This window comes from Aureimonas ureilytica DSM 18598 = NBRC 106430 (assembly GCF_000382705.1).
Taxonomy (GTDB): Bacteria; Pseudomonadota; Alphaproteobacteria; order Rhizobiales; family Rhizobiaceae; genus Aureimonas; species Aureimonas ureilytica.
The window spans coordinates 304,841-326,706 of the sequence record NZ_ARQE01000005.1 but is presented as its reverse complement, the minus strand read 5'-3'; the positions used below and the strand labels follow the sequence as shown (position 1 = coordinate 326,706).

Below are 21,866 nucleotides of genomic sequence, written 5' to 3'. Positions count from 1 at the left end.
ATCCGCGGCGTTCTTGACGGGGAGAGGGAGCGCTTCAATCGCGCCTTTGGTAGTGGGTAAGTCGGGCACTCTTGGACGTCCTTGGACGGGTATTGGACGGATGCAGCCGTCCAGCCGCTGACATCAAGAAGCATCGTGAAACGCAATCGTCAACAAAACAAGGGTTTCGATAGTGTTTTGACACCTAGGAAACTCTCTGAAACAATTCTTCCTATAGCTTCCCAAGCTGGATGTCGTGGGTTCGATCCCCATCGCCCGCTCCAACATGTCCTCCGCTCTTCCCCGACGCTTACTGGCCGAGAACCCGACCTTCATCGGCATGACGCCCAACGAGGATCAGGCGTCGTTTTTCCGTCACGAAGCCTCTTGCATTCCGGAAGGGGATGGCGCATAAGCCGCTCATCCGCAGCGCCTTCGGGTGGCGGATACGAGAGCGGGCGGGCGTAGCTCAGGGGTAGAGCACAACCTTGCCAAGGTTGGGGTCGTGGGTTCGAATCCCATCGCCCGCTCCAGTTTTTTCCTAGTACAATTCGATGTTTTTGGACTGGCCTGCATGGCTGGTGTCGCGCTTTGCGAGGCGTCGACTGATTTGCTCGGTGTCGGCGTCTGACCGCGGCGGCTGGCGCGCACTCTCTTGCCCGTTCATCACCCGAAAAAGGCGCGAGATCGCGCATCGTCCGCCTTCGAGGGGCGCTCTGGCAGGGGGGCGTCCGTTGATGCTCGGCATGATCGCGGCTCGGCGCCGAACGCGTCAACGCCTTCCGCTCGCAGGAAAAGAGTCCGTGCGAGCGAAAGGCGCTTCTGCGTTCCTGTCCGAGGCCGCGCCGCCGGGCGTCCGTCGCCCGGCCGCTTTCGTCGAGGCGCCGGCGGGTCTCCTCCCGCCCGCGCGGTCGAATCAGGGCTGGCTGACCGCCACGCGGCGCGGTCCGTCGAAGAGGTTGGAGCCCCAGGCCCGCGCCGAGACCATGGCGGGGAAGGGGGAGGCGGGCCACTCGGCGCTCGGGGCGACGCCGAGGATCGGCAGGACGCGGGAGATGATCTTGCCGGTCACCGGCACGACGTTCCAGCCGGACGTGCGGAAGCCGTAGGTCTCGGGCAGGGGCTTGGGCTCGTCGAGGATCGTCATGAAGAGATAGCGGGGCGCGTGGGCGGGCGCGATTCCCATGAAGGCGGTCAGCACCGTGCCACTGTCATAGCGACCGTTCACGACCTTCTCCGACGTGCCCGTCTTTCCGCCGATGAAATAGCCTTCCACATCCGCCTTGCCGGCCGAGCCGACGCGGGCGTTGAGGCGCATCAGGAAGCGCAGCGCCTCGCTCGTGCGCTGCGACACGACGCCTTCTGTCACGATGCGCTCCTCTACCTCCGCGCCCTTCACGAAGGTCGGGCGCAGGAGGCGGCCCCCGTTCACGACGGCGGCGATGCCCATGCTCGCCTGAAGCGGCGTCACGGCGATGCCATGGCCGAAGGAGATCGTCGCGGTGTTCAGATCCCCCCATTTGGCGGGGTAGAGCGGGCTGGCGGTCTCGGGAAGCTCGGTGACGAGCCGGTCGAGCTGCCCCAGCCGCTTGAGGAAGGAGCGGTGATGCTCCGGGCCGACCGCCATGGCGATCTTGCCCATGACGATGTTGGAGGAGTGGATGAAGGATTCGGGAATGTTCAGCGGCCGGTTCTGGCCGCGATAATCCCGGATCGAGAAGCGCCCGAAGCGCAGCGGGGTGCTCGCATCCACCACGGAGCGCAGGTCGAACTGCCCCGATTCCAGCGCCATCGCCGTCGTCATGGCCTTGAAGGTCGAGCCCATCTCGTAGGTGCCGACATTGACGCGATTGATGCGGTCCGGCTTCAAGGCGTCCGTCGGCGTGTTGGGATCGAAATCGGGCAGCGAGGCAAGGGCGATGATCTCGCCATTCGTGATGTCCATGATCACCCCGGCGCCGGCGATAGCCTGGAATTTCTCGACGCCCGCGGCGAGCTCGACGCTCAAGGCATGTTGCGCGCGCAGGTCGAGGCTGAGCTGGATCGGCTCCAGATTGTCGCTGTCGAGGTCGAGCCCCGCGCCGCGCAGCGCCTGAAGCCCCTGGCCGTCCACCCATTTCTCGATCCCGGCAATGCCGATATTGTCGACATTCACCGCGCCGAGGACATGCGCCGCCGCGCGTCCGTTGGGATAAAGGCGGCGCAGCTCGTCGCGAAAGCCGACGCCGGGAATGCCGAGCGCCCAGAGCGCGTCGCGCTCGGCACGGGTCGTGGTGCGCTTGATCCAGGTGAAGGCGGAGCGGCTGGACAGGCGCTTCTGCAGATCCACCGGATCGAGATCCGGGAAGACCCGCATCAAGCCCTCGATCGCCTCGTCCACGTCCACCATCTTGCGCGGCTCGGCATAGACGGAGGCGCTCGGAACATCCATCGCGAGAACTTCGCCGTTGCGGTCGAGAATGTCCGGCCGCGCCTTCGAGGGCGGGGAGGGCCAGGCGACGGGCGTCGGCTCCTCCAGGGCGCCGAGCATGACGAGGCGCCCACCGATCACGAGATAGATCGCCGCAAAGAGCGCGACGACGAGACTGGTGCGAAGGCGCACATAGGCCGGGCGGCGCGTCAGGAGCTCCGGCGCGGAAGCGGGAATCAGGCGGGCAAGGAAATCGAAGCGCATGGGGAGGGCGTCCGCGAGGGGAGGTCGAGCGGCCCGGTGGGCCAACGGCATCGCGGAAGGCGCGGGGGGAAGGATGGGCTCGCGGGGATCGAACGCGTCAGGCGAGGGCCTGGCCGGGCGGGACGGGCGGACGGGTCAGGCCTCCCGTTGGGGGAGGCGTCGTCCGCAGGCGGTCCGGCCTGTTTCGATATCAGCGCGGCTCAGAGAATCCCGAGCGGTCCGCTCCGAAAGTCGGAGCCGGCGCGCGGAGGAGGGCGGTCGGGGCCGTAAAGGCGGGGGGCCGCGCCGAGCCGATGATGAAGGGACGCGACGACGGCGCGCGGCGGCGGAGACAGGTGCCAGACCGGCGGCGTCACCGCGTCGTGGCTATGCGTGTCGTCCTGATCGGCCTGGGCTTGCGCGGCATGATCGGAAAGCGGCTCGCTGTCGTGCGATGCGCTCTGGAGAAACGGTGCCGTATCGAGCGCGAAGCTGCCCGGCGACGTCACGAAGCCGACCAGCATCAACGCCGCGAAGGCGAAGAGCGTGCTGGCGATCCGGATCGAGACGCGAGCGAGCAAGGGCGACATGGCCGCAGACTCGCTCAAGTCTGGTTAACGCGCGGTAAACGCGGGCGGGCGCTTTCGCGCGCCGGCCCGCGTCGGACATTTAGGGATTGCCGCTCGGGTTGGTCGGCGCGGTCGGCTGCGACATGGAAATGCGTGCCGTTTGCGGATCGGTGGTCGGGCTGCCCGCAACGAGCGTGGTGATCATGGCCGCGAACAAGGCGGCCAGGAACGCGACGATCGCGATGCGCAGCTTCGGCCCCATGGGCTTGCCATGCGAGATCACGCGATCCTGTTCGACAGAGGGAATGGTCATCGGCTGATCCTCCAAACCGTATGGGAGGAAAACGCGAGCGCTCTTCCAAGCGTTCCATGACCGAATTTTAAGGAGTGGCTCCCCGGGCCGGATTCGAACCAGCGACCGATCGATTAACAGTCGATTGCTCTACCACTGAGCTACCGGGGAATGACGCGCTGTTACCAAGGATGACGGCGGGACGCAATCGGAAAATGACATTTTCATGCCAAAGACGATGACCCCGTCGCAGGGCTGTGTCTTGCGCAAGGTCTGCCGCCCGGCCCAGACAGACACAGTCGGGCGGAGCGGCAGGAGCCAATCCATGGGAGGACCTCGCGCCAGGACGATGACGGCTCGAGCCCCGCAAGTCCAGGCTTTTCCCGTCGGGACGATCCCGACAGGACGCCGTGTTCTCCGGTCCGATCGCCGCGAGAGCTGCGGGGAGGGAACCCTTCACCCACCGGCCGCTTTCCAGTGGGAAGCCAAGGAGAACGGTTCCATGAACGACAATCGCAAGCGCGTCGGACCGGAAGACGAGTCGCGGGAAAGCCAGGTCGAGCACGCGCCCGGCTCGTCCTCGGCGGGCGATCTCGAGCCTTCCGACGAACGCGGCCGTGTCGATCCGAAGGGCGACGGCAATCCCTATGTGACGGGCGACGTGCGCAAGGGCTGACGGCCCTCCAAACGAAACGGGGCCGCTTGGCGGCGGCCCCGATCCAGACTGCTTGAGGAGTGGCGCGTCACGCGCTGAGGCGTTCGAACGCTTCGCCGCTCGATCCTTCGGGGGCGAGGTCGAGATCGAAGCCGGAGGAAGAACGGGCCTTCGGACGCGGCGCGAGGGCGGGCGTCGCGGCTCTCCTGGTCGGAGGGCGCGGTGTGGCCTTGGGCGAGGCGGCTTCGGGCGAGGCGGCCTTGGGTTTTGCGGCTTCGCTGCGAGGCGTGGCGGCGGCATGGCCGGTCTCGGCCGCAGTCGATTCCCGAGCCTGCGTTGCGGCGATGCGGAAATAACCCGCGCGCTCTTCCAGCTGCCCGGCTTCCTCCGCGAGTTGCTCGGCGGTCGCCGTCATCTCGCCGGCCGCGCCGGCATTGGCCTGCGTCACCTGATCCAGCTGCTGAATGGCCTGGTTGATCTGCTCCACGCCGATCGACTGTTCGCGGCAGGCGGCCGAGATCTCGGAGACGAGTTCCGCCGTCTTTCGGATATCGGGCACCAGACGCTCCAGACGCGAGCCCGCTTCCTCGGCGACCACCAGCGTCTTGGTCGAGAGATCGCTGATTTCGCTGGAGGCCGCCTGGGAGCGCTCGGCGAGCTTGCGCACTTCCGACGCGACGACCGCAAAACCCTTGCCATGCTGGCCGGCACGGGCCGCCTCGATGGCGGCGTTCAGGGCGAGCAGGTCGGTCTGGCGGGCGATCTCCTGCACCACGGCGATCTTCTCGGCGATCTCGCGCATCGCCTTGGTGGACTGCGCCACGGCCTCGCCGGTCGTGCCGGCGTACTCGGAGGCCTGGGCGGCGATCTTCTCCGTGGTCGAGGCGTTGTCGGCGTTCTGGCGGATATTGGCGCTCATCTGTTCGATCGCGGCGGAGGCCTGTTCGGAGGCCGCCGCCTGTTCCGTCGAGCCCGACGACAGGCGCTCGGCGGTCTCGGCCGAGCGAGCCGAACCGGCGGCGACGAGCGAGGAGGAGGAGCGCACGCCCGAGACGATCTCGGAGAGTTTCACGGTCATGTCGCCCATCGCCCGCTGCAACTCGGCGATCTCGTCCCGGCCCTTGGACGCTTTCACGCCCTGCGAGAGATCGCCCCCCGCCATGCGCAGGACGTCCTCGCGCAGGACGCCGAGCGGGCGCAGCATCGGTCCGGTCAGGACATAGGTGAGAAGGCCGACACCGACGAGAATGGCCGCGTTGAGGACGGCCATATGCGTCAGCAACTCGTTCACGCGGCCGAGCAGGGTGGCCATCTCCACACCGACGAAGAGAATGCCGATCGTGTTGCCGGCCTCGTCCTTGATGGGATCATAGGCGGTGGAATAGGGCTTGCCGAGAATGTCCGCCATGCCGCGATAGGGCTTGCCATTCTTGAGCACGGCGTCGATCACGGCCGGCGAGGTCAGCTTGGTGCCGACCGCGCGGGTGCCGTCCGCCTTGATGACATTCGTGGCGATGCGGGTGTCGCCCGAAAAGATCGTGGCCACACCGCCGACCAGTTCCTTCACCTTGTCGACCGGCTCGAAGAATCCGTCGAGCTTGCGCAGACCGATATAGAGCTCTCCGTTGACGCTGCGGTACTGCGTTCCGTAGCGTTGGAGCACCTCTCGGGCCACCCGCAGATTGGATTCCTGCTGCGTGTCCGCCTTGGCCTGCGCGTCGTCCAGCAACGTATTGCGGACCTGCCAGAAACTGATGCCGGACAGGAGAAGCAATCCCGCCAGGATCAGCATCGTCATCTTGAGACGGACGGTCAGTCTGGGAAGCCGGAACATGGGCAGCCTTGTCATCGGGTTGGGAACACACGACCATGTGCGATACCAGGACCTCGAAGACTGCCCGCGGCTGGTTGGAACTTGATGAACGACCAGAGGCCTGTAACCACAAGTTTTGGAACAAGCCTAATGCTGCCTTACTGATCGTCGGGCGCTTCACCCATCCGCGTTCTCGCTGGCCGCTTCCGCCAGGGGTTGGCGCGTGAAGCCGGCAAGATCGCCGCTCTGCTTCAAGTCGCGCTCGATCTCCAGCGAGGACACGGCATAGGCGGTGAGAAGCTCGGCGAGCGAGCGCAGCGCGTCCATATGAATACGCTCCCAGCCGTGCGAGGCATCGACGCCGAAGGTGACGAGCGCGGTGCGCACGTCGTGCCCGGCTTCGACGGCTGAGGCGGAGTCCGAGCGGTAGTAGCGGAACACGTCCTTCTGGAAGCGAATGTCCTCGTCGCGGCACAGGCGCGCCAGCTTGCGCGTCAGATGATAGTCGAACGGGCCGGTCTGGTCGGCCATGGCGAGCGTGACGCCGAATTCCGACGAATTCTGCCCCGGCGCGCTGGTGCCGTTGTCCACCGCCACCATGGAGGCGACCTCGGGCTTCAGGATCGAGGCGGCACCGACGCCCACTTCCTCGGCGATGGTGAAGAGCCAGTGGATGTCCACCGGCGTCTGCGAACCCGCGCGCTCCATGGCGTCGAGCGCGGCGAGCATGACGGCGACGCCAGCCTTGTTGTCGAGATGGCGGGACACGATGAAGCCGTTGTCGAGGAATTCCGGCTGCGGGTCGATCGCCACCGTGTCGCCGACATCGATGCCGAGCCGCGCGACGTCGGCCGCGTCCCGCACGATCTCGTCGATGCGCAGCTCCACATGCGGCCAGCCGATCGGCGCGGTGTCCACTTCCTCGTTGAACGTGTGGCCCGACGCCTTCAGCGGCAGGATCGTGCCGCGATAGGTCGTCTCCTCGGCAAAGATCGTCGCCCGCGCGCCCTCCGCAAAGCGTGCCGACCAGGTGCCGATCGGCACGAGTTCCAGCCGCCCGTTGGATTTGAGGCCCTTCACCTGCGCCCCGAGCGTGTCGAGATGGCTGACGATGGCGCGCGCCGCCGCGCGGCGCGAGCCTTGCCGGACCGCGCGGATGGCGCCTCGGCGCGTCAGCTCCACGTCGAGGCCGAAGCGCTGAAGCTCCTCAGTGACGTGCCGCACCACCGTGTCGGTGTAGCCGGTCGGGCTCGGGATCGCGAGAAGGGTGCGCAGCTGCGCTTCCAGATAGTCGGTGTCGATGGAATGGCGGGCCATGGGCGTGAGGTCAGTCCAGACGGCGCTTCAGCCGCGCGGTGCGCGCCGAAGCGGGGATGGAAAGCGGGAACAGGAGGTCGATGAAGCGCTCGGCGGTCGGCTGCGGCTCGTGATTGGCAAGGCCCGGCCGCTCGTTCGCCTCGATGAAGACATAGGGCTCGCGCGAGGGGTCCTCGACCATGAGGTCGATGCCGCAGACAGGAATGTCGATGGCGCGGGCCGCCGCGACCGCCGCTTCCACGAGGCGCGGATGCACGATGTCGGTGACGTCGTGGATCGTGCCGCCGGTGTGGAGATTGGCGGTGCGGCGCACGGTCAGGCGCTCGCCCTCGGGCAGAACCGCGTCCATCGCAAAGCCAGCCGCGCGCACGGTGCGCTCGGTCTCGGCGTCGAGCGGCACGGTGCTTTCGCCTGATGTCGCGCTCTGGCGACGGCGCGACAATTGCTCGATCAGCTCGCGCACCGTGTCCGACCCGTTGCCGGTGACGGCCGGCGGCTCGCGGATCGCGGCGGCGACCAGCCGGAAGTCGATCACCACGAGGCGAAGGTCGCGCCCCTGGAAGCAGCTTTCCACCAGCACCCGGTCGCATTCGCGCCGGGCCGTCTCGATCGCGGCTTTGGCGTCCTCCAGCGTCGAGAGGCCGACCGAGATGCCGCGACCCTGCTCGCCGCGCGCGGGCTTCACCACGATCTGGCCGTGGCTGTCGAGAAAGGCCTGAAGCTCCGCCTCGTCGCCCGCCACGATCTGCTCGGGCACCACCACGCCGGCATCGGCCACGAGGCGGCGCGTCACGCTCTTGTCGTCGCAGATCGACAGCGCTACGGCGGAGGTGAGGTCCGACAGGCTTTCGCGGCAGCGCAGGCTACGCCCGCCATAGGTCAGGCGGAAGAAGCCGCCCTTGGCGTCGAGCAGTTCGGCATGGATGCCGCGCCGGCGCGCCTCGTCCACGATGATCCGCGCATAGGGGTTCAGCGCCTCGTCGGCGCTGGGCGTGCCAGTGAAGAGGCGCTCGTTGATCGGGTTGCGCCGCTTCACCGCGAAGGTCGGCAGGCGGTGGAAGCCGAGCCGCTCGTAGAGGCCGATCGCGGCCGCGTTGTCATGCATGACGGAAAGATCGAGCGTGCGGCGCCCAGCCTTGTGGAACCGGCCGGCGAGCCCGCGCACCAGGGCTTCGCCGAGGCCGGGATAGACGGCCTGCGCGTCGATCGCCAGGCACCAGAGCGAGGTGCCGTTGTCGGGGTCGCCGAAGGCCGCGACGTGATCGACGCCCGTCACCGTGCCGATCACCGCGCCGGTGCGCTCGTCCTCGGCCACGAGATAGGTCAGCGCCGATCCCTCGCGATGGCTCCAGAGAAAGCCGGGATCGACCTCCACCATGTTGCGCACCCGGTAGATCCGATTGATCGCCGCCGCGTCGCTTTCCCGCTCGATGGGGCGGATGCGAAAGCCCGCCGGGCTGCGCAAGGAGGGCTTCAGCGCGTCAAGATCGAGCCGATAGGTGTGCGAGGGATCGAGAAAGAGATCGATCGGCGCCTGCGCCAGAAGGACGTGCGGTTCCGAGACGTAAAAGGCGATGTCGCGCCGGGCCGGGCCTTCCTCCTCCAGCGAGCGGGCGAGATGCGCCGGATCGGCGAAGGTCTGGGCAAAGCAGAGCCGCCCCCAGCCGCAGTCGAGAGACACGTCGGCGGCCGGGCCGGCGGGGTCGGAAGCTTGCACCATCGGGTCGGGCGTCCTTGTCGCGGCCATGCTCAAAGCCCCTGCTCCTGAAGCCAGAGTTCCAGAAGCGCCACCTGCCAGAGCTCGGAGCCCTGAAGCGGGGTGATGTGGCTCGCCGGATCGGCAAAGAGCGTGTCGAGATAGGCGGGGTCGAACAGGCCGCGCTCGCGCGCCCGGGCCGAGCCCATCGTGTCCCTGACCATGTCGAGCGTCGGCCCCGACAGGTATTTCAGCTGCGGAACCGGGAAATAGCCCTTCTTGCGATCGATCACCTCGGAGGGGATGATGCGCCGGGCCACGTCCTTCAGGATGCCCTTGCCGCCGCCCTTGAGCTTCTCGGCGGAGGGAATGCGGGCGGCGAGTTCGGCCAGTTCGTGGTCGAGGAAGGGCACGCGCGCTTCGAGGCCCCAGGCCATGGTCATGTTGTCGACGCGCTTGACGGGATCGTCCACCAGCATGACCTGCGCATCGATGCGCAGCGCCTTCGCCACGGGGTCGTCCGCGCCGGGCAGGGCGAAATGATCGCGCACGAAGGCGCCGCTCGCATCCGCCCCGCCGCGCCAGCGGGGGCCGAGCTGGCGCTGCAGCGTGTCGTGCGAGCGGTCGAAGAAATGGCCGCGATAGGTCTCGAACGGGTCGGCGGCGCCCGCCATCGGCGGATACCAATGGTAACCGGCGAGAATTTCGTCCGCGCCCTGGCCGGACTGCACGACCTTGATGTGCTTCGAGACTTCCCGCGACAGAAGGAAGAAGCCGATATTGTCGTAGGAGACCATGGGCTCCGACATGGCGCGGATCGCCGCCGGCAGGTTTTCGAGAAGCTCGGAGCCGGGCACGAAGATGCGGTGATGCTTCGTGCCGTAATGCCGGGCGATGAGGTCGGAATATTCGAACTCGTTGCCGACCTCGCCATTGGCGTCCTCGAAGCCGATCGAGAAGGTCGAAAGGCCCGTCTGTCCGGCTTCGGCGAGAAGGCCGACGATGAGGGAGGAATCGACGCCGCCCGACAGGAGGACGCCCACCGGCACGTCCGCCACCATGCGCCGCTCCACCGCGCGCCGGAGGTGAGCCAGAAGCTCGTCTTCCCAGTCGCGCGTGGTCTTGCCGGCATCATCTGCCGCCGGGCCGAAGGCGGGCGCCCAATAGGTCACGTCGTCGAAGCGCCCGTCCGGCTCGACCAGGCGGGTCGTCGCCGGCGGCAGCTTGCGCACGCCCTTGAGGATCGTCAGCGGGGCGGGCACCACGGCGTGAAAGCTCATGTAATGGTGGAGCGCGTCGGGGTCGATCGAGGTGTCGACACCGCCCGCCGCCACGATCGAGGGCAGGGAGGAGGCAAAAAGCAGCCGGTCCTTGTCCTGCGAGAGATAGAGCGGCTTGATGCCGAAGCGGTCGCGCCCCAGGCAGACGCGGCCCGTTTCGCGCTCGTGGATGGCGAAGGCGAACATGCCGTGGAAGCGCTTCACGCAGTCCCGGCCCCAGGCGTGGTAGCTCTTCAGGATCACTTCCGTGTCGCCATGCGAGAAGAAGCGATATCCTATCCCTTCCAGTTCGCGGCGCAGCTCCGGATAGTTGTAGATGCAGCCGTTGAAGGCGAGCGTCAGCCCGAGATCGGGGTCCTCCATCGGCTGGGCGGACTGTTCGGTGAGGTCGATGATCTTCAGCCGGCGATGGCCGAGGCCCACCCGCCCGCGCACCACCACGCCCGATCCGTCCGGCCCGCGCGGCGCGAGACAGGAGGCCATGGCGCCCAGCGTTTCGGGAGAAGCGAAGCGGCCGTCGAAGCGGATCTCACCGCAGAGTCCACACATGAGTTTCCTTTCCGTGGGAGGTCTTTGGGATGGTCGGTCGCGCCCCTAGCTAGGGCAGGTTTCGCGGCGACCCAGAGAAAAACCGGACGTTTCGCGAAAGGGCAGGCGTGGCCATCGCGCGGCGGACGCTCTATGAACCCCGAGCGAACCGGACGTTTCAGGACAGGCCATGACCGCGACGACCGCCCCGAAGGGCCCCACTCTCGTGCCGATCGAGACCTATCGCACGCATCTCGACGGCGAGAGCTTCGTGTCCGACTGGCTGGTGGTCGACCAGCGGATGATCGACACGTTCGCCGACGCCACGCACGATCATCAGTTCATCCATGTGGACCCGGAGCGCGCGGCGGCCGAGACGCCCTTCGGCGGCACGATCGCCCATGGCTTCCTGACGCTCTCGCTCCTGTCGATCCTCGCCTATGGCGCGATGCCGGGTGTCACCGGCACGAAGATGGGCATCAATTACGGCTTCGAGAAAGTCCGCTTCATCACGCCGGTCAAATCCGGCGCGCGGGTGCGCGGCCGCTTCCGGCTGGTCGGGCTGACCGAGCGGGCCGTGTCGATCCAGTCCGCCTGGGAGGCGGCGATCGAGATCGAGAACGCGCTGAAGCCGGCGCTGACAGCCCATTGGATCACGCTCGCCGTGATCGAACCGCCCGCCGACTGAGGAGACATTCATGTCCGACGCATCCTGGCCGAAGGCCGTCCTCTTCGATCTCGACGGCACGCTGATCGACTCGCTGCCCGATATCCATGCGGCGCTGAACGAGACCCTGGCGAGCTACGGCGAGCCGCCCTTCATGCCGGAGGCCGTCGCCGCGATGGTGGGCGCGGGCGTGCAGGCCTTGATCGAGCGCGCCTATGCCGCGCTCGGCAAGGCGATCGACCCGGCCTCGCGCGACAAGGTCGTGGCGCGTTATCTGTCGATCTACGGCGCGCGCGCGACCGAGCTGACGACGTTGAACGCCGGCGCCAGCGACGCGCTCCGGCTTCTGGACGAGGGCGGCTTTCGCCTGGGCGTCGTCACCAACAAGCCGCGCGTCGAGACCGACGACATCCTCCGCCATTTCGGCATTCTCGACCGCATGGCGCTCGTGGTCGGCGGCGATGCCGGCCCGCGCAAGAAGCCCGCGCCCGACCTCCTGCTTTTTGCGGCCGAGGAACTGGCGCTGGAGCCCGCCGACATCGTGTTCGTCGGCGATTCCGAGAACGACGTGGAAGCCGCCAAGGGCGCCGGCATCAAGGTGATCGCGCTGCGCGGCGGCTACACGACGCTCGGCGCTGATGCGCTCGGGGCCGATCTCGTGCTCGATCGGCTCGACGAAATCCCGGCCCGCCTCGCCGACCTCCGGGGCTGATCGCCGCTTTTTCGCCGCAATCGGACTCGCCTCGCGCCGCCTCGCCGCTATCGTTTCTCTTGGCAAGCGAAGGAAACGGGAGAGGGCGATGACGGATACGGACGGACATGCCAGGCTGAAACGCGCGGTCGGCCTGCCGCAGGTCGCCTTGTTCGGGCTCGGCTCCATGCTGGGCGCGGGCATTTACGGGCTGATCGGCGAAGCGGCCGGGGAACTCGGCAGCGCGATCTGGATCGCCTTTCTCGTCTCCATGGTCGCGGCGCTCCTGACCGGCCTGTCCTATGCCTCGATCGCCTCGCGCTATCCCCGCGCCGGCGGGGCCGCCTATGTCACGCAGCGCGCCTATGGCCGGCCCATGCTGTCCTATCTCGTAGGGCTCGCGGTGGTCTGCTCGGGCCTCACCTCGATCGCCACCCAGAGCAATGTCGTGGCGCGCAATTTCATGGGCGTCACCGGCATCGACGCGCCGCAGAGCGTGCTCGCGATCGGCTTTCTCGTGCTTCTCGCCGGCGTCCTGTTCCGGGGCATCTCGGAATCGCTCTGGCTGAACGCGCTCTGCACCGTGATCGAAGCCTTCGGCCTCATCCTCGTGATCGCGGTCGGGATGTCCTATTGGGGCGAGGCCGATCTTCTGGAGTTCCCGACCGGCGCGGGCGGCGAGCCGCTGAGCGGGTCCGTGGTGCTTCTCGTCGCGCAGGGCGCGGTTCTGACCTTCTTCTCCTTCATCGGCTTCGAGGACATGCTGAACGTCTCGGAGGAGGTGCGCGAGCCCGAGCGCACCATGCCGATCGCCATTCTCTCGGCGATGCTGGCGGCCACCGCGATCTATATCGCCGTCGCGATCACGGCGGTCTCGGTCGTGCCCTGGCGCGAGCTTGCCGAGGCACCCGGCCCGCTGATCCTCGTCGTGGAGCGCGCCGCGCCCTGGTTCCCGACCGGCATCTATGCCGCGATCACCATCTTCGCTGTCGCCAACACGGCGCTCGTCAACTACGTGATGGCCTCGCGCCTTCTCTACGGCATGTCGCGCCAAGGCCTTCTGCCGGAGGCGTTCGGACGGGTGCATCGCACGCGCCACACGCCCTATGTCGCGATCGGCGCGCTGCTTCTGATCGTGGTCGCCCTGTCGCTCGTCGGCGATATCGGCGCGCTCGCGGCCTCCACGGTGCTCCTGCTTCTCACCGTCTTCACCGTGGTCAACATCGCGCTGCTCGTGCTCCAGCGCCGCAAGGGCGAGGCGAAGGGCCGGTTCGAGATCCCGAGCCTCGTGCCGATTCTGGGCGCGGGTCTCTGCGCGACGCTGATCGTGGTGCGCATCGCGGAAGGCGACTGGGCGGCGCCGCTGATCGCCGGCGGTCTTCTTCTGGCGATCCTCGTTCTCTACTTCGTGACGGGCGCGGGCCGGAACGGGCGCATCGACGCCTTTCTGGAATCGGAAAAGGCCGGCTAGGCCGGCCTTCGTGTCGCACCGCGATGCAACGGGCCGCCTTCGGGGCGGCCCTTCTCGTTCGAGCCAGACGCTCGTTCGGAATCAGATATCCTGGAAGTCGTCGCCGCCGAAGCCCGGATCGTCGTAACCCGCGTCCTGCATGCCGTTGCCGTCGATGCCGCTATCGAAATTGCCGCTGTCGAAATTCCCGTTGTCGGACACGTCCTGGGGGGCGGGGGCCTCGTTGATGACCTCGACATTCTCGACATTGGTGTTTTCCACGATGCCGCCTTCCGCGCCGGGATTGAGGAAGGAATGCGTGCCGCCGAACATGTTGCCGAGCATGTTGCCGAGCACCACGCCGCCGGCGACGCCCACCGCCGTCTGCGCCGCGCCGGCCAGGAACCCGCCGCCGCGCCCGCCCTGCATCGGCGGCTGGTAGCCGGCCGGCCCACTGTAACCCTGCGGCGCGCCGTATCCGGTCTGCGGCGCCCCGCCATAGGCCGGTTGGCCGTAGGGCGCGGCCTGGGGAGCGGCCTGCGGCGCGCTGCCCCAGGGGCCGCGCGGCGGCGGGGCGCCGTAGCTCTGGTCCTCGCGGCCGCGATAGCCCTGAGGGACGCCCATCGGGCGCGTGTCGCGCGGCGTGGAGGAGGAGCCGAACAAGCCGCTGAGGAAGCCGCCGCCGCCGCTGCTCGGCGCGGGGCGCTCGCGCTCGGCGCGTTCCAGTTCCTCGATGCGCGCCTGGGCGGCCTTCAGCGCCTCGTCCTGCACGATGATCGTCTGCGCCATGTAATAGGGCAGGTGCGGCGCGCTGGAGACCCGATCGCGGATGAAACCTTCCGCCTCGCCATCGCGCGGCGGGGCGCCCCGCTCCGTCTCGCTGAGGCGCGAGAAGAGGCTTTGCAGCATCTGACGTTCTTCGCTGTTCATCTCGGTCGCTCGCTCGCAAGCCGCCCCAGCGGCTTTCCCTTCGTCCTCGGCCGGGATCGGGAATCGCCGGCGGACGGGCCAGAAGATGGGCGCGCGATTGTGGCGCTTCCAGCAGCCGGACGCAGATTCTTCACAAGCGCTTGATCGGACCCTGCCCGAAGGTGGAGCCTCGCGACCCGAGCCGCGCCACGTAGGGCCTCGCGGGTGGCGCGGGGGGCGGGGCTGGTCTATCGCTCTCCCGCAGACCCCTTGCGGCCTTTCGCGACCCCCTTGGGATTCCTCAGGCCGCGCCTTGATTTCGGGAGTGCTTCGCGATGCGTCTTCGCCGAACCGGGCTTGCCGCCGCCGCTTGGGCAACGAGCGGACTTCTTCTTTTCGCTTCTGTCGGGCACGCGGCCCCGCCTTCCGCCCAAGCCCCCGTGTCGCGCGAGGCCCCCGTTTCGCGCGAGGCCGTCGTGCAGCGGGCGATCGAGGGCGTGATCCGGCCGGGCTACGAGCAGCTCGACAAGGCCGGCGAAGCGGAGGCGAAGACTTTCGCGGCCCTCTGCGCCAAGCCGAGCGCGGAGGCTTTGCGCGAGGCGCGCGAGGGTTTTGCGAGTTTCAGCGAGGCGTTCGGCGCGGTGGAGTTCATCCGCTTCGGTCCGATCATGGAAGGCGAGCGCTTCGATCGTTTCCTGTTCTGGCCGGACCGGCGCGAGGCGACGCAGCGCCAGGCGCAGATCATCGTCAACCGGCGCGACGTGGACGCGACGACGAGCGATCTCCTGCCGCGCAAGAGCGCCGCCGTTCAAGGCCTGACGGCGCTGGAATATGTCCTGTTCGGCCGGGGCTCGGACATGCTCGCCGACCGGTCCGGCGCGTTCCGCTGCCGCTACGGCGCGACGATCGTCGACAATCTCGGGCAGATTTCCGACGCGGTGGCCGAACAATGGCGCGATCCGCACGGGATTTCGGAGCGTCTTCTCAAGCCGAGCCCGTCCGATCCGAGGTTCCGCAGCGAGACCGACGCGCTGAAGGCGATCCTCGACGCCGCCATCTCGGGGCTCCGGACGATCCGCGAAGAGCGCATCGTTCCCGGCCTCGACGCGCGCGACGGCGCGACGGCGGCCAATCTCTTCCTGTTCGGCCGCAGCGGCCATGCGACGGCCATGCTCGCGGCCGATCTCGGCGGCATCCGTGCGCTACTCGAGGGATCGGGGCTTTTGGACCTCGCGTCGGCTCCCGCCCCATCGCCCGGCGCGGAACTCGGGGCGATCGCCCTGTCCTTGCGCACGCTCGGTCCCGAACTCGGCGATGTCTCGGAAACCTCGAAGGGCGAGGCGGTGCTGCGCGAGGCGCTCGCGCGGATCGAAGCGGTGGAACAGTCGCTCACCACCGAGGTCGCGCTTGCCCTGGGTCTGCCCGCAGAATCCCAGCCTTGAGGAGCGGCGGGCCGGAACGCCGGCCCGCGAAAATTTTGGTGTCAGGCGAGGGCGCGTCTCGACGAGCGTCGGAACGCCCGCTGTTCCAGGGCGCGGGCGGCGACCTGAAGCTCCAGGGGCTTGGCCAGAACCGGCAGCACCGCGCTTTCCCAAACCTGTCGCTCGTCCGGCGTCAGCCGTCGCTGGCCCTCGACCGCCACGCGCCGGGCGATCTCGATTTCCCGCGAACCGGGCGCCAGAAGACCGGCGTCGATGACATCGGCTATAAGCTGGGACAGTTCGGGGTCGGCGCGCATGGGAAACTCCGGAAACACACCCCCTTTGATGTAGGGCCGGCCTTGCGGTTTTCCACAGCGCGAGGCGGGGTTGCGACGCCGCCTCGCGCTGAATTTCCAGCCTCCTAGAACTCGATCTTGCGGGGCACGTAGCCGCCGCGCTGGACGATCGAGGCGATCGCCAGCTGTTCGCGGATCGGCTTGGCGAGAATCGGCAGGACGCGCGTCTCGAACAGGTCGCGCTCCTCCGGCGTCAGGGCTCCCAGACCTTCACTGCCGACGCGCATCGCCACGACGTGCTCGGGCGAGCCGGGCTTGATCAGCCGGGCCTCGATCACCTCACGGATCAGCGCGTTCAGTTCGGGGTCTACGATCTTCGTCATATGCGATGCCTTGCGATTGCGCAGCGAGAGGTAGCGAGCGAACGTGGCGCTGTCGAGAAAGCCGGACGGCAGTTTTTTAACGGTGCCCTCCATCGCCCTTGCGCGAAACTTTGCCGCTGCGGGGGAGCCAATCGCGCCGCGCTCCATTCGTTCCCTTGAACGCCATCACCCAGAAGGAACGCTTTCATGAGCCAGCAGACCCTTAGCGATCACGCGCTCTCCATCCTCACCTTCGCCGCCTATCACTCTCTTGTCAGCGGCGAAGTGGTGACGCGCGTCGTGCTCGACGACGGCAAGGGCCACAAGGCCGATTCGGCCGGCGTCGAGGAAATGGAAAAGGCCGGCCTCCTCGAGGCGGAAGGCGAGCGCGGCACGCTGACCGAGGCCGGCTCGCAGCGCCTCGGCCAGCTGATCGACGCCATTCGCCAGAGCGCCGCGGTCTGACACCTATCGGCAGCGCACGGCGGGCGGCGTCAGCCCTCGCCCGCGAAGTCGCGACGGCTGATGCCGTGGCGCTGGAGCTTGTCGTAGAAGGTCTTGCGCGGAATGCCGAGGGCTTCGATCGTGCGCTTCACGTCGCCATTGGCCTCTTCGAGGGCGGCGCGGATCGTGTCGGCCTCGAACGCGTCCACCCGCTCGGGCAGCGTCAGGCCGGCGCGGGCCGGCTCGCTCGCCTCCGCGAGGTCCCCGATGCCGAGCGCCACGCGCTCGGCGAAATGGACGAGTTCGCGCACATTGCCCGGCCAGTCGTGTTCGCGCAGATGGCGCGCGACGGAGGGCGAAAGCGGCGGCGGCTCGCGCCGGAATCGCTTGGCCGCCCGGTCGAGAAAGGTCGCGAACAGAAGCGGCACGTCGTCCCGCCGCTCGCGCAAGGGCGGGATCTGCACGGTGACGACGTTCAGCCGATAGAACAGGTCCTCGCGGAAATAGGCGCGCGCCTCGACCGAGCCGAGATCGACCTTGGCGGCGGCGACGACGCGCAGGTCCACCGGCCGGCGCTCGTTGGTGCCGAGCGGGTCCACCTCGCGCGTTTCCAGAACCCGCAGGAGCTTCACCTGCAGCGCCGGCGGCATGGATTCGATCTCGTCCAGAAACAGCGTGCCGCCGCTCGAATGCTCGATCCGCCCGACGCGCCGCTTGGCGGCGCCCGTGAAGGCGCCGCTTTCATGGCCGAACAGCTCGCTTTCGATGACCGTTTCGGGCAGCGCGCCGCAGTTCAGTGCGACGAACGGGCGGGTGGCGCGCCGGCTCCAGCCATGGAGAGCGCTCGCCACGACCTCCTTGCCGGAGCCCGTTTCGCCTTCCACCAGAACGTCCACATCGGCATCGGCGATCTGGCGCAGCGTGCGGCGAAGGCGCTGCATGGCCGGGCTTTCGCCGATCAGGGGCGCGTCCGCCTCGCCCCCCTGGCGGGCGAGTTCGCGAAGGCGGCGGTTTTCGAGAACGAGCCGCCGCTTCTCGCCCGCGCGCCGCACCGCGTCCATCAGCCGGGCGGCCGGGTAGGGCTTGGCGATGAAATCGTAGACGCCCTCGTGCAGGGCGTCCACGGCGGTCGCGACGTCGCCATGACCGGTGACGAGGATCACCGGCAGGTCCGGGTCCACCTCCTTCAGACGGCGGAACAGGTCGAGGCCGCTGAGACAGGGCATCCGAAGATCGGTGACGACGACGCCCTCGAACTCCGGGCCGATCGTGGCAAGCAGCGCTTCGGCGCGGTCGAACAGAAGGGGGCGATAACCGGCCAGAAGCAGCGACTGCTCGTTGGCGGCTCGAAGCTCGGCCTCGTCGTCCACGAAGGCGACGGGCAGGGAAGGGACTTCGCTCATGAGGATGATCCCGGTTCGGGCGCGCGCCGGAGGCGGGCCGTGAAGCGCGCCCCCTGGCCCGGCTCGCTTCGCGCGGTGAGTTCGCCGCCCCATTCGGCGAGAATGTCGCGCGAGATGACGAGGCCGAGGCCGAGGCCACGCGGCTTGGCGGTGGAGAAGGGCGTGAACAGGCGGGGCAGAACGGCGGGGTCGATGCCGGGGCCGTTGTCGCAGACGCTGAGATCGATCGTCTCGCCCCGTCCCGTCGCGCGCAAGGCGATGCGCGGGGCGGGACGGTCGGCCACCGCGTCGAGCGCGTTCTGAAGGAGGTTCACGAGAACCTGTTCCAGGCGGATCGGCTCGGCGAGGACGCTGGCGCCCCAGGCGTCGCCCTCGCGCAACAGTGTCACGTCGGCCCCCGAAAGACGGTTGTGTAGGAGCATCTCGGCCCCCTCCGCCGCGCTTTCCAGCGAGACCGGGCCGAGCGGCTGCGAGCCGCGCCGCGAGAAATTGCGCAAGGTCGCGGTGATCGCGCCGATGCGATCGGTGAGGCCGACGACGAGCTTCAGATTGTCGGATGTGCGCGCCATGTCGCCCCGGTCGAGAAACAGGCCCGCATTCTCGCCATAGGTGCGGATCGCGGCGAGCGGCTGGTTGATCTCGTGCGCGACGCCGGCCGCGATCTGGCCGAGCGTCGCCAGCCGGGCGGCCTGGTCGAGTTCCTCGCGCAGCTCGCCCGCCCGCTGCTCGGAGCGCTCGCGCGCGTCCATCTCCTGCCGCAGCCGCTGGTTCGCCTCCGCGATCTCGGCCGTGCGCTCACCAACGCGCCGCTCCAGCTCGGCCGCCGTCGCGGCGAGCTCGCGCTGGCGTCGCTGCGAGCGCTCGCGCCGCCGATACAGCGCGATGGCCGGGCCGGCGACGGCCAGAAGCAGGGCGTAGCCGACGAGCCGCGCCGAGCGTTGCGCTTCGCCCAGCGTGTCGTCGGCAGGCAGCATGACGTAGAGACGCCAGTTGAGCATCGGGTCGGCCAGCGGCCGGTCCGCCTCGAAGACGCGGTCGCGCATGCCTTCCTCCCGCAGGACCCAGTAGCGCCCGTCGCGCGCGGCGAGCGCCTCCAGCGGGGTGAGCGGTGCGGCGCCGAACTGGAGCGTTTCGCGAATGGCGTTGCGCTCGTCCGGGGGCAGGGGCGCCAGCGTGTGGAAGCGCCAGTCCGGCTCGGTGGTTGCGAGGATCACGCTGTCCGGGTCGGCGGCGATGATCCGGTTGCCGCTGGCGCGCCAGGTGTCCTCGACCGAATCCAGCTCCATCTTCAGGACCACGACGCCGAGCGGCACCGCCGCGCTGCCCACCCGCCGCGCGATGTAGAGGCCCGGCCGGCGGCTCACCGAGCCGAGCGCGTATTGCTCGGCCGCGCCGTTTTTCATCGAGGCGGAATAATAGCTGCGGAAGCGGTAGTCGTTGCCGACGAAGCTCTGTGGCTCGTCGTAATTGCTGGAGGCCACCGCGAAGCCCGTTCCCGAAACGAGATAGATGACGCTCGCGCCGGTCGTGTCGGTGAGGGTCGCGAGACGGCGGTTGATGCGGAAAAGGCCGGCCTCGGTCGGCCAGCGCAAGGCGCTGACCACTTCCGGGTCCTCGGCGAGGACGCTCGGCACGGCACGCTGCTTGGCGATCTCGCTGCGCAGAACGGAGGACGAGGCGGCGAGCGCGCTGTCGGCGCGGGTCGCGAGCTGCCCTTCGGCCTGCCGCCGTCCGACCTCGCCGCCCGCGATCCAGACGAGGGCGACCATCGCGAGCGCGGCCAAGGCGACAAGCGCCCGCCGGAACGACGAGCGGCGCGCGAAAGCGAAAGGGAGGGATAGGTTGCGATCCATCTGTGCGGATTATCGCACAATCATGCCGGTTCGTTGAGTGGAATTCCGCACAAGTCAGAAAAGTCCAAGGATTTTCAGGGAGCGTCAGCCTTGCGCACTGGGCATATCAGCCGTGCAGAGCAGTTGGCACGATGCTTGCAATGAGTATTGGCATGGGGCTTCGCGGGCAGCGCGCCGGCCTCCAAGACGCGATCGGGATGGATCGCGACAAAAACCCGTTGGGAGGCATTCATGGCATCCATACCCGTCGTCCGGAGCGAGCCCGCTCCGCGCAAGCCGTTCTACGCGCAGCTCTATGTCCAGGTTCTGGCCGCGATCGCCGTCGGCATCCTGCTCGGCCATTTCTACCCGCAGACCGGCGAGTCGATGAAGCCGCTCGGCGACGCCTTCATCAAGCTCGTCAAGATGATCATCGCCCCGGTCATCTTCCTGACCATCGTGACCGGCATCGCCGGCATGAGCGACCTGAAGAAGGTCGGCCGCGTCGCGGGCAAGGCGATGCTCTACTTCCTCACCTTCTCGACGCTGGCCCTCATCATCGGCCTGATCGTCGGCAACGTGATCCAGCCGGGCGCCGGCCTCAACATCGACCCGGCCTCGCTCGACGGCAAGGCGGTCGCCGACTACGCCGTGAAGGCGCATGAGCAGACCATCACGGGCTTCCTGCAGAACATCATCCCGACCACGATCGTCGGGGCCTTCGCCTCGGGCGACATTCTCCAGGTCCTGTTCTTCTCCGTCCTGTTCGGCCTCGCGCTCGGCATGGTCGGCGAAAAGGGCCAGCCGGTCATCGGCTTCCTGCAGGCCGTCTCGGCGCCGATGTTCAAGCTCGTCGGCATCCTGATGAAGGCCGCCCCGATCGGCGCCTTCGGCGCCATGGCCTTCACCATCGGCAAGTACGGCATCTCCTCGGTCGCCAATCTCGCCATGCTGATCGGCACCTTCTACATCACCGCCTTCCTGTTCGTGTTCGTCGTGCTCGGCGCGGTCTGCCGCTACAACGGCTTCTCGATCATCGCGCTCGTCCGCTACATCAAGGAAGAGCTGCTGCTCGTCCTCGGCACCTCCTCCTCGGAAGCCGCTCTGCCCTCGCTCATGGAGAAGATGGAAGCGGCGGGCGCCAAGAAGTCGGTGGTCGGCCTCGTGATCCCGACGGGCTACTCGTTCAACCTCGACGGCACCAACATCTACATGACGCTGGCCGCCCTCTTCATCGCGCAGGCCACGGGCATCCATCTCTCGCTGGGCGAGCAGGTTCTGCTTCTCCTCGTCGCCATGCTCTCCTCCAAGGGCGCGGCGGGCATCACGGGCGCCGGCTTCATCACGCTCGCCGCGACGCTCTCGGTCGTCCCCTCGGTTCCGGTCGCCGGCATGGCGCTGATTCTGGGCATCGACCGCTTCATGTCGGAATGCCGCGCGCTGACCAATCTCGTCGGCAATGCCGTGGCGACGCTCGTCGTCGCCCGCTGGGAAGGCGAGCTGGACACCGACCGTCTCCATGCCGCGCTGAACGGCAAGATCGAGCCGGTCGGCCCCGCCACGGCCGAAACCGGTCCGATCCAGGTCGTCCCGGCCGAGTGATCCGCCC

The 21,866-nt window shown here is 68.0% G+C and carries 19 protein-coding genes and 2 tRNA genes; 8 read left to right on the top strand and 13 right to left on the bottom strand.

Features of this window, described 5'->3' with window-relative positions; translation table 11 throughout:
- Positions 1–437 precede the first annotated feature (437 nt).
- A tRNA-Gly gene (locus B146_RS0113620) sits at positions 438–512 on the top strand.
- 383 nt (positions 513–895) lie between these two features.
- Here B146_RS0113620 and B146_RS26100 read toward each other — a convergent pair.
- The 4 genes from B146_RS26100 to B146_RS0113600 form a co-directional block, all read right to left on the bottom strand.
- On the bottom strand, positions 896–2,653 hold the full coding sequence (locus B146_RS26100) for a peptidoglycan D,D-transpeptidase FtsI family protein (protein WP_019997004.1): 1,758 nt from the start codon (positions 2,651–2,653) through the stop codon (positions 896–898).
- A gap of 200 nt (positions 2,654–2,853) precedes the next feature.
- A complete protein-coding gene (locus B146_RS0113610; protein WP_019997003.1) occupies positions 2,854–3,222 on the bottom strand; it encodes a hypothetical protein in 369 nt (122 codons plus the stop codon).
- 79 nt (positions 3,223–3,301) lie between these two features.
- Positions 3,302–3,514, bottom strand: coding sequence for a hypothetical protein (locus B146_RS0113605; protein WP_155897495.1), 213 nt, complete (start codon positions 3,512–3,514; stop codon positions 3,302–3,304).
- Positions 3,515–3,589: 75 nt separating this feature from the next.
- Positions 3,590–3,664 (bottom strand) — tRNA-Asn (locus tag B146_RS0113600).
- 331 nt (positions 3,665–3,995) lie between these two features.
- Between B146_RS0113600 and B146_RS29020 the strand changes: the two genes are divergently transcribed.
- Entirely contained in the window at positions 3,996–4,169 is a 174-nt protein-coding gene (locus B146_RS29020; RefSeq protein WP_019997001.1) for a hypothetical protein, read from the top strand.
- A gap of 67 nt (positions 4,170–4,236) precedes the next feature.
- On the opposite strand, the gene B146_RS26095 is transcribed toward B146_RS29020, so the two are convergent.
- From B146_RS26095 to B146_RS0113575, 4 genes are all read right to left on the bottom strand, one after another.
- Positions 4,237–5,982, bottom strand: a complete 1,746-nt coding sequence (locus tag B146_RS26095; protein ID WP_019997000.1) for a cache domain-containing protein — start codon at positions 5,980–5,982, stop codon at positions 4,237–4,239.
- Positions 5,983–6,138: 156 nt separating this feature from the next.
- Complete coding sequence (locus B146_RS0113585; RefSeq protein ID WP_019996999.1) at positions 6,139–7,278, bottom strand: osmoprotectant NAGGN system M42 family peptidase; 1,140 nt, start codon at positions 7,276–7,278, stop codon at positions 6,139–6,141.
- A gap of 10 nt (positions 7,279–7,288) precedes the next feature.
- Entirely contained in the window at positions 7,289–8,998 is a 1,710-nt protein-coding gene (gene ngg, locus B146_RS26090) for an N-acetylglutaminylglutamine synthetase (RefSeq protein ID WP_019996998.1), read from the bottom strand.
- A 29-nt stretch (positions 8,999–9,027) separates the two neighbouring features.
- Positions 9,028–10,803 (bottom strand): N-acetylglutaminylglutamine amidotransferase, encoded by a 1,776-nt coding sequence (locus tag B146_RS0113575; protein ID WP_019996997.1) that lies wholly within the window; start codon positions 10,801–10,803, stop codon positions 9,028–9,030.
- A gap of 169 nt (positions 10,804–10,972) precedes the next feature.
- Between B146_RS0113575 and B146_RS0113570 the strand changes: the two genes are divergently transcribed.
- The 3 genes from B146_RS0113570 (at position 10,973) to B146_RS0113560 (ending at position 13,611) form a co-directional block, all read left to right on the top strand.
- Positions 10,973–11,470, top strand: a complete 498-nt coding sequence (locus B146_RS0113570; protein ID WP_019996996.1) for a MaoC family dehydratase — start codon at positions 10,973–10,975, stop codon at positions 11,468–11,470.
- Positions 11,471–11,480: 10 nt separating this feature from the next.
- Positions 11,481–12,161: a phosphoglycolate phosphatase gene (gene gph / locus B146_RS0113565; RefSeq protein ID WP_019996995.1), complete on the top strand. Its 681-nt coding sequence runs from the start codon at positions 11,481–11,483 to the stop codon at positions 12,159–12,161.
- Between the two features lie 88 nt (positions 12,162–12,249).
- Positions 12,250–13,611 carry an APC family permease gene (locus B146_RS0113560; RefSeq protein ID WP_019996994.1) on the top strand — a complete coding sequence of 454 codons (1,362 nt, stop codon included), beginning with the start codon at positions 12,250–12,252 and terminating at the stop codon, positions 13,609–13,611.
- A gap of 81 nt (positions 13,612–13,692) precedes the next feature.
- Here B146_RS0113560 and B146_RS0113555 read toward each other — a convergent pair whose 3' ends face one another.
- Entirely contained in the window at positions 13,693–14,520 is an 828-nt protein-coding gene (locus B146_RS0113555) for a DUF2076 domain-containing protein (RefSeq protein ID WP_019996993.1), read from the bottom strand.
- Between the two features lie 419 nt (positions 14,521–14,939).
- Here B146_RS0113555 and B146_RS27820 point away from each other — a divergent pair, with 419 nt between their 5' ends.
- The gene (locus B146_RS27820) at positions 14,940–15,941 is read left to right on the top strand and encodes an imelysin family protein (RefSeq protein ID WP_019996992.1); all 1,002 of its coding nucleotides are present in this window, start codon (positions 14,940–14,942) and stop codon (positions 15,939–15,941) included.
- 41 nt (positions 15,942–15,982) lie between these two features.
- Here the strand turns inward: B146_RS27820 and B146_RS0113545 are convergent, their stop codons facing one another.
- Together B146_RS0113545 and B146_RS0113540 are read right to left on the bottom strand one after the other, a co-directional pair.
- A complete protein-coding gene (locus B146_RS0113545; RefSeq protein ID WP_155897493.1) occupies positions 15,983–16,237 on the bottom strand; it encodes a hypothetical protein in 255 nt (84 codons plus the stop codon).
- Positions 16,238–16,341: 104 nt separating this feature from the next.
- Positions 16,342–16,746, bottom strand: coding sequence for a hypothetical protein (locus B146_RS0113540; protein ID WP_155897492.1), 405 nt, complete (start codon positions 16,744–16,746; stop codon positions 16,342–16,344).
- A gap of 39 nt (positions 16,747–16,785) precedes the next feature.
- Between B146_RS0113540 and B146_RS0113535 the strand changes: the two genes are divergently transcribed.
- A complete protein-coding gene (locus tag B146_RS0113535; protein ID WP_019996989.1) occupies positions 16,786–17,043 on the top strand; it encodes a hypothetical protein in 258 nt (85 codons plus the stop codon).
- A 29-nt stretch (positions 17,044–17,072) separates the two neighbouring features.
- Here B146_RS0113535 and B146_RS0113530 read toward each other — a convergent pair whose 3' ends face one another.
- Positions 17,073–18,425 (bottom strand): sigma-54-dependent transcriptional regulator, encoded by a 1,353-nt coding sequence (locus B146_RS0113530; protein ID WP_019996988.1) that lies wholly within the window; start codon positions 18,423–18,425, stop codon positions 17,073–17,075.
- The gene (locus B146_RS0113525; protein WP_155897491.1) at positions 18,422–20,209 is read right to left on the bottom strand and encodes a sensor histidine kinase; all 1,788 of its coding nucleotides are present in this window, start codon (positions 20,207–20,209) and stop codon (positions 18,422–18,424) included. Before B146_RS0113525 ends, B146_RS0113530 begins: the two co-directional genes overlap by 4 nt.
- A gap of 300 nt (positions 20,210–20,509) precedes the next feature.
- Here B146_RS0113525 and B146_RS0113520 point away from each other — a divergent pair, with 300 nt between their 5' ends.
- Positions 20,510–21,859 (top strand): dicarboxylate/amino acid:cation symporter, encoded by a 1,350-nt coding sequence (locus tag B146_RS0113520; RefSeq protein ID WP_019996986.1) that lies wholly within the window; start codon positions 20,510–20,512, stop codon positions 21,857–21,859.
- Positions 21,860–21,866 lie beyond the last annotated feature (7 nt).